Source organism: Ligilactobacillus equi DSM 15833 = JCM 10991, from assembly GCF_000615765.1.
Taxonomy (GTDB): Bacteria; Bacillota; Bacilli; order Lactobacillales; family Lactobacillaceae; genus Ligilactobacillus; species Ligilactobacillus equi.
This window is the reverse complement of the sequence record NZ_BAMI01000018.1, coordinates 17629-33628: the sequence shown is the minus strand read 5'-3', so window position 1 is coordinate 33628 and position 16000 is coordinate 17629. Positions and strand designations below refer to the sequence as shown.

At 41.1% G+C, this 16000-nt stretch carries 14 protein-coding genes and 1 pseudogene; 4 read left to right on the top strand and 11 right to left on the bottom strand.

Annotated features, from left to right (window positions below; genetic code table 11):
• Positions 1 to 188, top strand: a 188-nt coding sequence (locus JCM10991_RS15675) for a hypothetical protein (protein ID WP_225349925.1), incomplete at its 5' end; no start/stop codon positions are given.
• A 320-nt stretch (positions 189 to 508) separates the two neighbouring features.
• On the opposite strand, the gene JCM10991_RS05660 is transcribed toward JCM10991_RS15675, so the two are convergent.
• Together JCM10991_RS05660 and JCM10991_RS05655 are read right to left on the bottom strand one after the other, a co-directional pair.
• A complete protein-coding gene (locus tag JCM10991_RS05660) occupies positions 509 to 1852 on the bottom strand; it encodes a PFL family protein (protein ID WP_023859057.1) in 1344 nt (447 codons plus the stop codon).
• Between the two features lie 19 nt (positions 1853 to 1871).
• Entirely contained in the window at positions 1872 to 2141 is a 270-nt protein-coding gene (locus JCM10991_RS05655; protein ID WP_023859056.1) for an ACT domain-containing protein, read from the bottom strand.
• A 172-nt stretch (positions 2142 to 2313) separates the two neighbouring features.
• Here JCM10991_RS05655 and JCM10991_RS12800 point away from each other — a divergent pair, with 172 nt between their 5' ends.
• Entirely contained in the window at positions 2314 to 3672 is a 1359-nt protein-coding gene (locus JCM10991_RS12800; protein WP_035188169.1) for a DHA2 family efflux MFS transporter permease subunit, read from the top strand.
• Positions 3673 to 3793: 121 nt separating this feature from the next.
• Positions 3794 to 4720, top strand: coding sequence for an aldo/keto reductase (locus tag JCM10991_RS05645; protein WP_025020817.1), 927 nt, complete (start codon positions 3794 to 3796; stop codon positions 4718 to 4720).
• Between the two features lie 38 nt (positions 4721 to 4758).
• Here the strand turns inward: JCM10991_RS05645 and JCM10991_RS05640 are convergent, their stop codons facing one another.
• The 6 genes and pseudogenes from JCM10991_RS05640 to pdhA all read right to left on the bottom strand — a co-directional run bounded on the left by JCM10991_RS05640 (position 4759) and on the right by pdhA (position 12041).
• A complete protein-coding gene (locus JCM10991_RS05640) occupies positions 4759 to 5844 on the bottom strand; it encodes an SGNH/GDSL hydrolase family protein (RefSeq protein WP_025020816.1) in 1086 nt (361 codons plus the stop codon).
• A 59-nt stretch (positions 5845 to 5903) separates the two neighbouring features.
• A complete protein-coding gene (lplA, locus tag JCM10991_RS05635; protein WP_025020815.1) occupies positions 5904 to 6923 on the bottom strand; it encodes a lipoate--protein ligase in 1020 nt (339 codons plus the stop codon).
• A gap of 32 nt (positions 6924 to 6955) precedes the next feature.
• A complete protein-coding gene (gene lpdA, locus JCM10991_RS05630) occupies positions 6956 to 8359 on the bottom strand; it encodes a dihydrolipoyl dehydrogenase (RefSeq protein ID WP_025020814.1) in 1404 nt (467 codons plus the stop codon).
• A gap of 10 nt (positions 8360 to 8369) precedes the next feature.
• On the bottom strand, positions 8370 to 9953 hold the full coding sequence (locus tag JCM10991_RS05625; protein WP_025020813.1) for a 2-oxo acid dehydrogenase subunit E2: 1584 nt from the start codon (positions 9951 to 9953) through the stop codon (positions 8370 to 8372).
• A gap of 15 nt (positions 9954 to 9968) precedes the next feature.
• A complete protein-coding gene (locus JCM10991_RS05620) occupies positions 9969 to 10946 on the bottom strand; it encodes an alpha-ketoacid dehydrogenase subunit beta (RefSeq protein WP_023859049.1) in 978 nt (325 codons plus the stop codon).
• Between the two features lies 1 nt (position 10947).
• Positions 10948 to 12041, bottom strand: a pseudogene (gene pdhA / locus JCM10991_RS12795) (pyruvate dehydrogenase (acetyl-transferring) E1 component subunit alpha).
• 312 nt (positions 12042 to 12353) lie between these two features.
• Between pdhA and JCM10991_RS05610 the strand changes: the two are divergent.
• A complete protein-coding gene (locus JCM10991_RS05610; protein ID WP_025020812.1) occupies positions 12354 to 12593 on the top strand; it encodes a hypothetical protein in 240 nt (79 codons plus the stop codon).
• A 69-nt stretch (positions 12594 to 12662) separates the two neighbouring features.
• On the opposite strand, the gene JCM10991_RS05605 is transcribed toward JCM10991_RS05610, so the two are convergent.
• From JCM10991_RS05605 to JCM10991_RS05595, 3 genes are all read right to left on the bottom strand, one after another.
• Entirely contained in the window at positions 12663 to 14102 is a 1440-nt protein-coding gene (locus JCM10991_RS05605; protein ID WP_025020811.1) for a DHA2 family efflux MFS transporter permease subunit, read from the bottom strand.
• A 207-nt stretch (positions 14103 to 14309) separates the two neighbouring features.
• A complete protein-coding gene (locus tag JCM10991_RS05600) occupies positions 14310 to 15335 on the bottom strand; it encodes a branched-chain amino acid aminotransferase (protein ID WP_025020810.1) in 1026 nt (341 codons plus the stop codon).
• Positions 15336 to 15507: 172 nt separating this feature from the next.
• Positions 15508 to 15978 (bottom strand): universal stress protein, encoded by a 471-nt coding sequence (locus JCM10991_RS05595; RefSeq protein ID WP_023859044.1) that lies wholly within the window; start codon positions 15976 to 15978, stop codon positions 15508 to 15510.
• Positions 15979 to 16000: the final 22 nt, after the last annotated feature.

Here is a 16000-nt window from a genome sequence, read left to right as displayed (position 1 = left end):
AAGGTATTAGAGTTGGACAAAACCTTGCTAGTTTCCGAGCAGAAGTTAGATTTTGGTCAGCTTTATCGTGTGGAAATATTGAAATAAGTAGCAATTATCTCGCAATTACTTGCGGGATTTTTTTCTTTTATGTTATTGGCTTTGAGTGGCAAATCTCTGTTTTCCCAACACCTTTGGGCACTTTCTAATAAAATTGCTCAATTCATATCCGACATTTTCATTATATGCGTCCTCTAAAATCAAGATAAATAAAATTACCTCTTTGCACAAAAAACTCCCCGCCCAAACGGACGAGGAGTGCAATGATTTTGTGGGTAGATTCATTGTAACATATCATGCTACGGAATTGCGGTTTTTACCAGCATTGCGCATGGCCAACTCTAAATCTAAGTCCACCACATTTATTTGCCTAATCAGCTTCTAATAATCCCCAATACTTATCATGTGATACATGCCATCGAATCTTTCTTGGTAGCATCACTTTTTCATTCAAGATCAATTCATTTCCTTAATTTTTAAAGGAGTGAATTGGTGCTGGGATGGCACCACCACGGTTAATCATTGCTGCCGACGATTTGTGGTTGTATGACATCACCGGTGCGTGACCTAATAACCCCCCAAATTCTACCGCATCACCGACTTTAGCACCTGGCACTGGAATCACCCGCACCGCAGTGGTCTTATTATTAATCATCCCAATCGCGGCTTCATCCGCAATCATAGCTGAAATAGTTTCCGCTGGTACATCACCTGGAACAGCGATCATATCCAAACCAACAGAACATACTGCAGTCATAGCTTCAAGTTTTTCCAGATTTAAGGAACCAGCATTCACAGCGTCAATCATGCCGGCATCTTCTGAAACGGGAATGAAGGCACCAGACAAGCCTCCGACTCGGTTGCAGGCCATAATCCCACCTTTTTTGACGGCATCATTTAACATAGCCAAGGCTGCTGTCGTCCCATGAGTTCCAACTTGTTCAAGCCCAATTTCTTCAAGAACTTGAGCTACGGAGTCACCAACAGCTGGTGTTGGCGCTAAGGATAAATCAACAATCCCAAAAGGTACGCCTAAACGTTCAGAAGCAACCGTTCCGACTAATTGTCCCATTCGTGTCACCTTGAAGGCTGTTTCCTTAATAGTATTAGCTACCACATCAAAAGATTCGCCTTTTACCTTTTCTAGAGCTGACTTTACTACTCCCGGTCCAGAAACCCCAACATTAATGACGACATCGCGTTCACCAACCCCATGAAAAGCTCCAGCCATGAAAGGATTATCCTCCACAGCATTACAAAAGACCACCATCTTAGCATTGGTCATCACATCCAATTCAGCAGCTTCTTTAATCACGTGACCCATTTGATTAACGGCATCCATGTTAATTCCACTACGAGTAGATCCAACATTGACAGACGCACAAACTAAGTCAGTTTCGGCTAAAACTTGCGGTAAAGAAGCAATCAAAGTTTCGTCTCCCGTTTGGTAACCTTTTTGCACTAAAGCTGAAAAACCACCAATAAAGTTCACCCCCACAGCTTTAGCTGCTCGGTCAAGTGTTTGGGCATATTTCAGGTAATTTTTATCATGGGAAGCCGCCGCAATGATGGAAATTGGAGTGACAGAAATCCGCTTGTTAACAATCGGAATGTTGTATTCCGCTTCAATTTCTTCCCCTACCCGCACTAAATTCTTGGCTTGGGTAGTAATTTTATCGTAGATTTTTTGACAAGCTTTATCACTGTCAGAATCAATACAATCTAAAAGGGAAATCCCCATTGTAATAGTCCGAATGTCCAAATTTTGATCGGAAATCATCCGACTAGTTTCAAGAATATTTTCGATATCCATGGAATCTTCCTTTCTAATTTTAAAGTTTGTGCATAGCTTGATAGAGTTCGGCGTTACGCACGTTGATTTCCACACCTAGCTTTTGGCCTACTTCCTTGAGATCCGCACTAATTTGAGTAAATTCAGGTGCATCGGCTTGGACCTCGATCATCATCATCATAGTGAAAAAATCATCCATAATCGTCTGGGAAACATCTAAAATATTAATGTGGTTTTGCGCTAAATATTGACTGACTCCGGCAATAATTCCGACTTGGTCTTTACCGACGGTTGTTAAGATTGCTTTCATATTTTCACCTTCATTTTCATGTTTTCATTCAAATTATACTTGATTTTCCGCATTTAAGCAAAATTATTCAATTTTTTGTTCGTGATTTTTTCTGAAAATTATTTTACCACTGCTAACATATCCGTGTTAAACTAGATATTGCATTTATTTTGAAATAAGGAGGATTTATTTTTTGTCTGCAATCTATAAAAATATCAAACCTAAGACTCGCTTAATTGTAACTGTTTTATTACTTTTAGCCTGCTTTATTTCGCTCGCTAGTCAAACAATGATGTTAACGGCTTTGCCGGTCATTCAAAAAGCCATGCACGTCAGCTTGAATGCTGCCCAATGGCTCACTGCCGGCTACACCCTCTTAATTGGGGTCATCACACCACTTTCATCTAATTTATACGAAAAATTCCGTAATCGCACTGTTTTTTTAGGCATTATTACTACTTTTGTATTGGGAACCTTATTAGGCTGTCTGGCGCAAAATTTCTTAACCTTACTGCTAGCTCGACTTGTTCAAGCTTTGGCGGGGGGACTTTTAATGTCCTTTCAAATGACCACCATGGTCTCCATCTATCCTCCGCAAAAACGTGGAACTATCCTAGGCCTTTCCGGTTTGGTCGTAGCCTTTGGTCCTGCGATTGGCCCCACACTCTCTGGTTTTATTATGACTACCTTAGGCTGGCGTTACCTCTTTTACCTTGTCTTACCATTAATGTTAGCTATTTTGATTTTAGGGTACATTTTCTTCCCTAACTTTAAAGAACCACAAGACATTAAAATTGACTATCTCTCAGTTTTCATCTCCCTCTTAGGTTCTTCTTTGGCACTCGGTTCACTGACTGTCTTCCAAAATAATTTAGCTGTCGCCACTACCATGTTAATTGGCGGTTTGGTTATCTTGTATCTTTTTGTCCGCCGACAATTGAAACTCGAACAACCAATGTTAAAAGTAACCATCTTTAAAGTACGTTCCTTTAGATTAATGACCTTTGTCGGGATGTTAGCTTTCGTCGCTTTACTGGGAACAGAAGCCATGATTCCGATTTACACTCAAAATGTCTGGGGAGTTTCCAGTATGGTTTCCGGGCTAATCTTACTTCCCGGGGCCCTGTGTAATGCCTTAGCTGCCGCCATCGTGGGCCCACTTTACGATAAACATGGTCCTAAATACTTAATCATTTCTGGGGCAATTCTAATGTTAATTGCCTCCATTCCTTTAGTAACCATCAGTAAGGATACTTCGATTTGGGTCTTAACCATCTTTTATTCCTTCCGTATGATTGGCAATGCCATGGTCTTCTCACCTGCGATGTCCGAAGCCTTTAAAGCTCTCCAATTGCGTGAAATCAGTCATGCTACTGCTTTAAATAATACTTTACGCCAAACTTCCGGAGCGGTAGCTAATACCGTCGTAGTCGTGTTAGCGGGGATTCCAGCCTCCTTTACTGTCGGAACCCGGTTATCTATGTGGGTGATTGTTTTAGCAGTAGTCCTGATGTTAGGGATTTTCTTACAATACTTACGCAAACCAGCGTAAACTTAACGCCGCTTGTCTTAAGATGGACGGTTTTTACTTGGTAAAAGTAAGAAAAGAGGCTTGACAGATAATTTCAGCCGCATTACAATTTGGATGTTATCGCTTACAGGAGGTTTGTGAAATGAAAACATTAAATGTTAAAAAAGGTCCGCAAAATGTTTCTACTATTATTCAAGGATGTATGCGGATGCCAGAGTTATCTGTTGACCGCGCGGCCCAGGTCATTCAAAACGCCGTTGACCACGGAATTAATTACTTTGACAACGCTACTTGTTACACCCAAGGTGAAGCCGAAAAACGCTTCGGAGATGGATGGAAACAAACTGGTATTAGTCGCGACAAAATTATTGTGCAAACAAAGGTAGGGCTAGAATTTCCACGCGATGAATTCGACTGGACGAAAGAAAATATCTTGACGAACGTTGATGAATCTTTAGCACGGATGCACACCGACTACCTTGACGTCCTCCTATTGCATCGACCAGACTTAATCTTCGATCCAGAAGAAGTCGCAGCTGCCTTTGACGAACTGCACCAAAGCGGCAAGGTACGTCACTTTGGGGTCAGCAATGTGCCACCTATGCAATTCGAATTATTAAAGAAGTTTGTCAAACAGCCTTTGGTATTCAATCAATTACAATTATCTTTAGATCAATCACAATTAATTGACCAAGACCTCTATATTAACGACAAAACGACTGAGATGTCAATCAACCGTGATGGTGGCCTACTCAACTATAGTCGCTTAAATGACATCACCATCCAAGCCTGGTCACCATTACAATACGGTAAATTCGAAGGTAGCTTCATTGATAGCCCTAAGTTCCCTGAACTTAATGCTACTCTCGAAGAATTAGGTAATAAATATGGCGTCTCCAAGGCAGCCATTGCTATTGCCTGGATTTTACGTCACCCCGCCCACATGCAAGCCATTGTTGGTACCATGAATCCCGAACATCTAGCAGAGGTGGTCCCAGCTCAAAAAGTCAACTTGACTCATCACGAGTGGTACCAACTTTACTTAGCTGCAGGTAAATTCTTGCCATAAAGAAAAAAGTCCTCAATAAATTTGAGGGCTTTTTTAGGTTAGTGAGTAAATGCTTGGTACCAGGCCTGAGCCAGAACCTGACCACCTAAAAGATTGATATGCAGGCCATCACCAAAGCTATACTCTACCTTAGGTGCCTGGGTCTTAGGGTCTAGGAGTAATGCAGCTCCATCAATCACATTAGGCTGGGTTAGTAACCAAGTATTTAGTTCCTGGCGTAATTTTTCAATTTTTGTCATCTGTATCGCTGTTATTCCCGCTTGCTTTTCAACCTTGGGTAAAGTGGTGAACCAGACATTAGGCCCCTGTAATTGCCTGAAACCCGCTTGTAATTGTGCTAAACTCGGGATATCTTCCCCCGCTAGCGCCGGTAATAGTAAATCATTTTCACCAATTGAAATCAAGGTGATATCTGCTTGAAAATTCTTACCGGCTTCTCTTTGGAGAAGACTTTGACCATAAGTCCGGAAAAGCGGCGGATTTTCTGGTGCGCCCTTTAACAGCCGACTTCCTGAAATTGCAGTGTTGGCAAAAGAATAAGCTTGAGGTGCAGCCAATAATTTTTCAAATAAAGGTTCGGCTACCATTCCCATTTCAGCCAAAGAGTCGCCGGTAATTTCCACCACTTGCGCCTCTTCTTTAGTCCACACTAAGAACTGTTCCAAACAAAACCAAGCCTTGCGTTTTTGATAGTCTGACCGTAACTTAGGCAAGTAAGCCGCCCGACGTGCATAAGTACCATTAATTAATTTAGGTGCATAGGTCACTACATAATCGGCATAACTTTGCATTTGATTAGCTTGCATCCAAACATAAAAAGTTTCTCCAGGTGTTAAAGTTAACTGACAAGGATCCAAATATACCTTTTGGCCTTGAGGAATACGGATTTGTTCCTGATAACGTAAAGTTTGACGCTTACTTACTTGGAAATCCGCTTGTTTCGAGACCAGAATACAATCAAAAACTAAATCTGTGGTCCCATAAAGGTTACTCAAAACCAAGCGAAGCTTATTGCCCGCTAAAGGATTAGTGAATTTCACGACTTGAGATAACTGTTCTAACTTCGTGGGGAAGCTCGAAAAATCATCACATTGTTGTAACCAGCCATTTTGCCATTCAATCATGTCTTACCTTCTTTCATTAAAAAAGGACCAGGCATTACCCCGGTCCTTTTGTCTAAAGTTTAGTGCTGGTTCGCCAAAAGGTCAATCACATCTTTTGGATTTAAACCTGCAAAATACTTATCTAAATCTGCCTTCTCCAGAACTTCAGTAATGGCTTCTGGAGTGTAAAGTACCCCTTTAAGCTGGTCTTCTAACTCAGAAACATCACCCGTTCCGAAGAAATCCCCATAAAACTTGACATTATCAATCTTACCTTTCTTAACTAAAAAACGACCATCGATTGTCCCACCCGTGAAATGCTTGCGCTTTTGGATGGTAAATTCAGGTGATTTACCGTACACCCAATCCCAATTTTTGTAAAGTTTATCTTCGATAGCTCGAATTCCTGCGCGGTCTTCATCCGTTAAGTGGTATTCATATTCCTTGATTTCATCTAACGAATCTACTTGCCAAATTGATTTAATAATTTCATCGCGAAAACCTGCGGTATCTAAATCTTGGTATTCCGCCTTCATGTAAGGCTTCAAATTGGTTACCCGACTCCGCACAGACTTAATCCCTTTCGATTCAATCTTATCAGCGGGAACTCTCAAGGCGTTAGCTACTGTGTCGGTATTTACATTAAACATGAGCGTCCCGTGACTAAAGGTCTTACCGTTGCGCGTGTACATGGCATTACCTGAGAACTTCTTACCATCGACCACAATATCATTGCGCCCATTAACTTCAGCCCTAGTAACCCCTAACTTGTGGAGTGCATCCACGACGGGTTGCACTAAAGTTTTGAAGTCACCAAATTTTTGAGTCGCAGCGGGAACCACAAAGGAAAAACAAAGATTTCCCATATCTTGGTACATCGCACCACCACCAGATAAACGCCGTGTCACGGTCACATTATGGGCTTGGCAATACTCTTGGTTGATTTCTTCTAAAGTATTTTGGTTACGTCCGACAATAATACACGAGTCTTCAATATAAAATAGCATAAAAGGTGGTTTTATTTTATCGCTATTCATCAAGTATTGTTCGGTCGCCAAATTCTCCCGAATATCATTAGACTTCATAATTACATATTGCATTTTCTCGGACATAAGAGCACTTCCTTTATTTTTTAAATATTTGTTGGGAAACCTTCCGCTACATCAGCCACATCACCAACAGCTTCTGCAATTGATGGGTGTGGGTGGATGGTTAAGGCCACATCCTTCACCGTGCTACCGGATTCAATTGCTAAGGTTAATTCACTAATCAAGTCAGAAGAGTGAGGACCAACGATTTGAGCACCCACAATCACATCTGTATCCTTGATGTAAACCAAACGTACAAAACCACTAGTAGCGTCCATGGATACGGCCCGGCCGTTGGCAGCAAATGGGAATTGAGCTTTTCCAACATTTAAGCCTTGTTCCTTGGCTTCGGCAACAGTTAAACCAGTTGTGGCAATTGAAGTATCAGTGTAACATACCGCTGGCATTGCCCGGTAATCAACAATTGTTGACTTCCCGGCGATAGCTTCGGCTGCAACCTTACCTTCATAAGATGCTTTGTGGGCCAGGGCAAAGCCAGGAACCACATCACCGATAGCGTAAATGTTAGGGACGCTTGAACGACTTTGATTGTCAACTTCAATCAAGCCACGTTCGTTAACCTTCACACCAGCTTGTTCTAAGCCCATATTTTTGGTATTTGGACGCCGACCAACAGAAACAATTACGTAGTCAGCATCTAAGGTTTTTTCTTCTCCGTTAACTTCGAAGGTAACCTTAACGCCATCTTCGGTTTCTTCGGCATTCTTGGCCATAGCATTTGTGTAAATATCCACATTTTGTTCGTTGAAGTGTTGTTCGACCACTTTAACTAAGTCTTTTTCATAGTTAGCTAAAATTGAGTTAGAACCTTCAAGGATGGACACGTGAGCACCAAAGTTAGCGTAAGCAGACGCTAATTCAGAACCAATGTAACCCCCACCAACGACAACTAATTCCTTAGGAATTTCCTTCAAAGCTAAAGCGCCGGTTGAGTCTAAGACGCGCTTGCCAAACTTGAAGTTAGGAATTTCAATAGGGTGAGATCCTGTCGCAATAATTAAATTGTTGAATGTGTAAGTTTGCGCTTTGTCATTACTAATCACACGTAATGAGTTATCATCTTTCAAGAAAGCGTCCCCCCAGATAACATCAATGTGGTGCTTCTTGAATAAGAAACCAACCCCACCAGTCATCCGATCAACAACAGATTGTTTCCAATCTTGAGTTTTTTCAAAGTCTAACTTAGCTGCCGTCACGTTAAGCCCCATCTTTTGTGAGCTCATGGCGTGTTGATAGCGGTGAGCAGCTTCAATCAGAGCCTTAGATGGGATACAACCAACATTCAAACAAACACCACCTAGGTATTCACGTTCGATTACCGTTACCTTTTGTCCCATTTCAGCAGCACGAATAGCAGCCACATAACCACCAGGGCCCGCACCAATCACAACTGTATCTAAATCAATCGCAAAATCTCCTACAACCATTACCTATTCACTATCCTTCCATCAATAATAATTCAGGGTCGCTTAATAATTCTTTCAAGCGGTTCAATGCCTTTTGTGCAGTTGCCCCGTCAATTACACGGTGGTCGACAGCTAATGATAACTTGAGGACACGAGCAACACTAATTTCACCTTCAGCGTCAACAACTGGTTCTTGAGCAATCTTACCGATACCTAAGATAGCAACTTCTGGCCAGTTAATTAATGGGGTAAAGAAACCACCGCCAACGGAACCGATGTTTGTAATTGACATTCCCGTATGGTTCATATCTGCTGAAGATAATTTACCGTCTTTAGCTTTGGCTGTGTTAGCAGAAATTGCCCGCGCGATGTTAAAGAGGCTTAATTGGTCAGCATTCTTAATGTTAGGCATGAAGAGACCTTTAGGTGTATCGGTAGCAATCCCAATATTAATGTAGTCTTTAAAGACTGATTCTTGGTTATCCATATCAACCGTTGAATTGAAAATTGGGTATTCCTTCATCACTACGGATAAAGCCTTAACCACGTAAGCTAGGAAAGTTAACTTCACATCATGACTTGCAGCTAATTCCTTGTACTTCTTACGGTGATTCCACAGCTTATCAACCACTACTTCATCAAACAAGTGGATGTGTGGAATTTCTTGAACATTACGTACCACCGCTTTAGCAGTTGCCTTCCGGATACCGTTCATCTTTTCACGATGTTCTGGGAATTGGGCATCGGCAACGGCTGCAACAGCTGTTTCCTTTGCTGGAGCTGCTTCACGCACATCAACTTCAGGTACAACTTTGTTTTCAGGTGTTGCAGGACCATTAGTCAAGAACTTATCCACATCAACTTTTAAGATTTGACCGTGGTTACCCGTTCCTTTAACTTGAGCTAAATCAACACCTTTTTCACGCGCGTAAGCCCGTACTGAAGGCATAGCTAAGACAGGTAAACTATGGTCTTGAGGTTGACCTACAACAGGAACGTTAGCCGAGGTTACAGGAACAGCGACTGCGGTTGGTGTTGTTCCCGCAGATGCTGTCGCATTTCCTTGACCAGCAGCCACAGAGAATTCAACCAATGGTTGACCTACTTCAGCCGTTTCACCTTCGGAAACTAAGATGGCTGTCACCGTACCAGTAACTGGGGATGGGATTTCTTCAACTGATTTGTCATTTTCAATTTGAACTAAGTCATCATCTTCCTTCACTGTGTCACCGACTTTAACGTGCCATTCACCGACTGTTCCTTCAGCAATTCCTTCACCAATATCAGGTAAATTAAAGTGGTAAATATCACTACCACCGGCTGGAGTGGCAGCGGTAGCTGAAGTCGTGACTTCGTCCACGTTTCCTTCACCTTCAGCAACTTCTAATTCAACTAAGGGTTGACCTACTTCAGCTGTTTCCCCTTCGGAAACTAAGATAGCCGTAATTTTCCCAGCAATTGGGGAGGGAATTTCTTCAACTGATTTATCATTTTCGATTTGAACTAAGTCGTCATCTACCTTAACCGTGTCACCGACTTTAACGTGCCATTCACCGACTGTTCCTTCGGCGATTCCTTCACCGATATCTGGTAATTTAAATTGGTATTTGCTCATTTTCTTGCCCACCTCTTAAAAATTTACAGTTTCTCGTACTTGTGCAATGATATCTTGCTTATTTGGTAACCAGTCATCCTCAGCTTCACTGAATGGATATGGTGTGTCAGGCGCAGATACCCGACCAACTGGTGTATCTAAGTATAAAGCAGCTTTTTCGACAATTACCGAAGCTACGGCTGCGGCAACCCCAGCTTGACGTTGGGCTTCTTGCACGATAACAGCCTTACCAGTCTTCTTCACAGTTTCTACGATGGCTGCTTCATCCAGTGGTGACACTGTACGTAAATCTAAGACTTCAACGTCAATTCCTTCCTTAGCTAATTCTTCAGCTGCCTTCAAGCTTTCTTGTACCATGTAGCCATAGGTAATAATGGAAACATCCTTACCTTCGCGCTTCACAGCCGCCTTGTCCAATGGTAAAGTATATTCTTCTTCAGGAACTTCTTCCTTAATTGAACGGTATAGCTTCATATGTTCCAAGAAGACCACGGGGTCATCAGAACGAATTGAGGAAATCAATAAACCTTTAGCGTCATATGGACCAGAAGGGATTACCACACGAATCCCTGGAGTTTGTGCTACTAAACCTTCTAAACTATCTGAGTGTAATTCTGGTGTGTGTACCCCCCCACCAAATGGCGAACGAATCGTTACCGGCATCTTAACCGTACCACCCATACGATAGTGTGTCCGTGAGATTTGCGCAGCTACAGAATCCATCACTTCAAATAGAAAACCGAAAAATTGGATTTCTGGTACGGGACGGAAACCTTGGGTCGCTAAACCTAAAGTCAAACCACCAATTCCAGATTCAGCTAAAGGAGTATCGAAAACACGGTCTTCACCGTGGGTTGCTTGCAAGCCTTCAGTGGCCCGGAAAACCCCACCATTTTTACCAACGTCTTCACCAAAGATCAAGACCTTATCGTCACGTTTTAATTCTTGGTCCAAAGCTTGTGTAATAGCTTTGATCATTGTTGTTTTAGCCATATTAGTTTTCCTCCTTAGCTACAAATTTATCGATTTGTTCTTGGATTACAGCTGGTGTATCGATAAATGTATCCTTCAAGTATTCACTGACCTTTTGCTTTGGTGCAGATTCAACTTCTTGCATGGCTGCATCAATTTGAGCGTTAACTTCTTCTTCCCAGGCACTTTCTTGTTCTTCTGACCAAAGACCCTTATCAGTTAAGAAGAGACGCATCCGTGTCAACGGATCCTTTGCATGCCATTCTTCTTCTTCTTCCGCTGTCCGGTAACGTTTTGGATCGTCTCCTGAAAGAGTGTGTGGTCCGAAACGATATGTTAAAGTTTCGATAAAGACCGGCCCGTTGCCCGCAACAGCAAAATCACGCGCGGCTTTCGAAACAGCGTACACAGCTAACGCGTCCATCCCATCAACTTGAACTCCTGGAATTCCGACTGCCACAGCTTTTTGCGCCAAGGTAGGGGCTGCAGTTTGGACGTGACGTGGTACAGAAATAGCGTAACCATTGTTTTGTGAATAGAAGACCGCTGGCGCTTTAAAGGCCCCGGCAAAGTTCATTCCTTCGTAGAAGTCCCCTTGAGAAGTACCACCATCACCGGTGTAAGTGAAGGCCACATTCTTAGCGCCATTCTTCTTGAGCCCTAAAGCCACCCCAGCAGTTTGGACGTATTGAGCCCCGATGATAATTTGGGTGGTAAAGCTTTCAAAGTTTCTGGATACTTGTTACCATCAATGTGCCCCCGTGACCATTGGAAAGCTTTCGCCAATGGTAAACCGTGTTGAACTAATTGTGGCACATCACGGTAGGCAGGTAATAAGAAATCTTCCTTTTCCATCGCAAAGTGGGAACCGATTTGGCTTGCTTCTTCCCCAGCTGTGGGTGCAAAGAAACCCAAACGTCCTTGACGGTTAAGCTTAGTTGAACGATCATTTAAAATTCGTGACCATAACATTTCTTTGAAAAGTTCAACTAATTGGTCATCACTTAAGTCAGGCATGAGATCTTTGTTAACCACTTTACCTTTTTCATCTAACACTTGCACAACATCGTGCTTTGGTGTGTCAAAATATTTATTTAAATCGATACCTTTTGACATATTGGAAATCCTCCTTAATCCTTTGGTAGTTCTATAACTATATACGAATAACCTAATAGTATATAATACCGCTTACATGAGTATTTTACTATCATGGAAAACCTTTGTAAACATTGTGATTTTTTTACTTTTATAATTTCAAGTTATTCCGCTATATCAATGTTTTTTGTTAATAAAAAAAAATAATTTTTCATCTTATGTGATTACAATCACATGTAAAACGCTTACAAATATTATCGAAATCTATATTTTCATAAGAAATAATTAATCTTGATTATGGTATAATCGAAAATAAAAACGAGGTTCTTGCCAATGAACAAATTGGTTAAAATTCTAATCATAGCTGCTATTATTTCCTGGATTGGTGGATCTTTGAGCTTAGCGTTTACTTTTTGGGTTTTAATGACCAAACTTGCCACTGCTTTCCTAATTATCTTTGTTCTACTTGATTTAATCTTTTTTACCGGAATCTTTGCCTCCATCACCGTTTTAGTAATTTTCCTCAAGAAAAAATATCAAACCCAAACAGACGAGCACAAAGAACAAAATTAATCAAAAGACACGTTTTCCTAAATTTGAAGAAAACGTGTCTTTAGTGTCTTATTGATTAACTTGTAGTCTTTATTTATCGAAGTTTACATCTGAACTTGGCTTATTTCGTTTTAACATCAAAGCTAAAATCAAACCGATAATTGTTAGAACCAAAGTAAAGTAAAAACCATAGTGCACCCCATTTGTAAAGGCAGCTTGTTTGTTGCCTCCATCATAGGCACTCTGACCCAAAACTAAACAACTAGTTGCTAAGGCCGTTGCAATCGCCCCGACAATTTGTTGTAAAGTATTCATAATTGTACTCCCATCAGCGCTTTGAGGCCCCCGCAAGGCATTCAAGGCGTGTGTCTGAGATGGTGACATCGCTAAAGGACAACCAATCATCAAGATAATATGAGCTGCAATTACATAAGCAATGGAAGAATCTGGCTGCACCATAATTAGCATCACGGCCCCAATAATGGCAATCACAAAACCAACCCTCGCTGGAATTTGGGCCCCAAAGTTATCATACATCCGTCCGGAAATGGCAGAGACAATAGCATTAACCACCCCACCAGGTAACATGATAATCCCAGTCATAGCAACAGGCAAACCCATCCCATTTTGAATGTATTGAGGGAAAAGGTACATAGCTGACAAGATAACCCCAAAGTCAACCATCACAATTAAAGCACCGATTCTAAAGGAAGGGTTAGCAAAAACTTTCAGGTTCAAAATTGGATGTTCCAGGTGTAATTGACGGTGAACGTAGAATACCAAGACCACCAGTCCTAAAATTAATAAACCTAAAACTAATGGTGAACCCCAACCATTTTCACTGGCAAAACTAGCACCCATCACTAAGGCCCCGAAACCAACTGCAGAAGAGACTAAAGATAAAAAGTCAACTTTCGGCCGAGTAAGTTCAGCAATGTTCTTTAAGTGTAGAACGGCGAAAACTAAAGCAACTACTAAAATAATCGCAAAGGCCCAGAAAATCCAACGCCAAGATAATTTAGCTAATAAAAGTCCGGTTAAAGTAGGTCCAATTGCTGGCGCAAACATGATTACCAAGGCATTAACCCCCATGGCCGCCCCTAATTTATGTGGTGGAAAAATTTGCATCGCCACCGTAAACATTAGCGGTAAAATTAACCCAGTTCCAATTCCTTGAATCATACGCCCCGTTAGAACAATGGCAAAATTTGGTGCCAAGGCAGAGATAACTGCCCCTAAAATAAAGGCACATAAAGCGAAGATAATTGTTTGACGGGTAGTAAACCATTTTGAAATTAAGCTTGAAAATGGTAAAACAATTCCAATCACTAACATATAACCAGTTACTAGCCATTGAAGGGTAGACGTTCCAACCCCTAAGGCCACTTCTAATTTAGGTAAGGCAATATTAAGTGATGTTTCTGAAAGCATCCCTACAAAAGCCCCCATCAACATCCCAGCCATAGCAAGCCAAGGATGTTTCACAGGTACGCGTGCTTTTGTAAAAGTCGCTTTACTTGAGTTTTCCAAAATAAAATCCTCTTTTCTCTAAATTTAACTCTCTTTGAGCTGTTGCTTATCTTAGCAAATTTTTTCCAAACTTCGTAAGTCTTTTTTCTGAAAATGTGTAAATTTTAATTTTGGTTTAAGCTTTTTTTCTTATATTTTCGCTTTTTTCTCTTTTGAAAGGCTTACAAAAAAGCACTTCTCCCCTGAGAAGTGCTTTCATATTTTAATTTATTCGACCGGTACCGTCCAATTATGTGTATCTGGTAAATCACCATTTTGAATCCCAGTTAAAGTTTCATATAACTTGGTTGTAATAGGTCCGGCTTCTGTTTCGGAGTAGAAGACGTGTTTTTCATCATTGTAAGTTAAAGAGCCCACTGGTGAAATAACAGCAGCTGTCCCCATCGCTCCGGCTTCTACTAAGTCATCTATTTCATCAAATGGAATACGCACTTCTTGAGGATTCAACCCCAAGTCTTGCGCTACTACCAAGAGAGATTTCTTAGTGATTGATGGTAAAACTGAAACTGATTTAGGAGTGACAAAGTTACCTTCCTTGGTAATTCCAAAGAAGTTGGCACCCCCAAATTCATCCACATATTTGTGTTCGCGTGGATCTAAGTATAAGGCATCTGCATAACCTAATTTCTTAGCTAATTCGTGAGGGTAAAGACTAGCAGCGTAGTTTCCTGAAGTCTTAGCTCGACCAGTCCCGGCATGAGCTGCACGGTCATAGGCTGAAACCATATAAGCCGCTGGGTGTAAACCATTAATGTAGGCCCCTACAGGGGTAGCGTAAATTCTAAAAATATATTCCTGAGCGGCATCCACCCCTACAATGGGTTCAGAACCAATCAAAAATGGACGGAGATATAACGTCCCGCCTGATCCATATGGCGGAACAAAATCAGCATTAGCTTTCACAACTTCTTTACATGCTTCAACAAATTTGTCTTCAGGATAAGGTGCCATTGACATCCGTTCAGCAGAACGACGTAAGCGCGCTGCATTTTCTTCAGGACGGAATAGGTGCAAACTTCCATCTTTCCAGCGGTAAGCCTTCAAGCCCTCGAAGACTTCTTGTCCATAATGAAGCACTTGCGCAGCTTCAGATAAAACAATCGTGGAATCTTCAGTCAGACCACCTTCTTGCCAAGCACCATCCTTATACACGGCTTGAAAACTATATGGTAAGTCACGATATTTAAACCCTAAATTAGTCCATTCTAAATCTTCTAATTTTTCTTTAGCCATACGCTTTTTCCTCCTAAATCTATGTACGTTCAAGTTAATCCCAAATAACTTGGGAAGATTTAATGCCTTTATCATAAGAAAAAAGTCGCTATTTGTCAATATTTTTTAAGAGTTTTACAATTATTTTTTAATAAAATTCCATAAAAAAAGAAGTCCAGAGACTTCCCAATTCTTATTCTACGCTACTGTCTTTTGCAATTAAAACATCACAACGGGCGGCACGAGTAACATATGAAGCTACAGAACCGACAATAATCCTTTGTAAGAAATTCTTACCTGTTGCTCCCACCACGATTAAATCATTTTCGTATTCTGGTTGGAAGTCATTGACGATTACAGATTTAGGATTTCCGAAACGTAAGTGCACACTTACTTGTTCCGGTGCTAAGTGGTATTTGTCAAGAATATTTTGACGTTTTTGAAGGAGGTATTCTTCGTTGTCTTGTTCTATTTGGTAAATTTTTTCACCATCTAAAGCAATGCCGGCACCACCATATTCCAAAGAATTTAAATCTAAAACACTTAAGATGTCTAAATGTCCATCCTTGGAACGTTCTAAAATATCAAGGGCTGTTTGTAAGGCAATTTCTGATCCTTTGGAACCATCGATTGTAACTAAAATTTTCTTGTAATCTTGACTCATGTTCTTCCCCTACCTTCTTTAT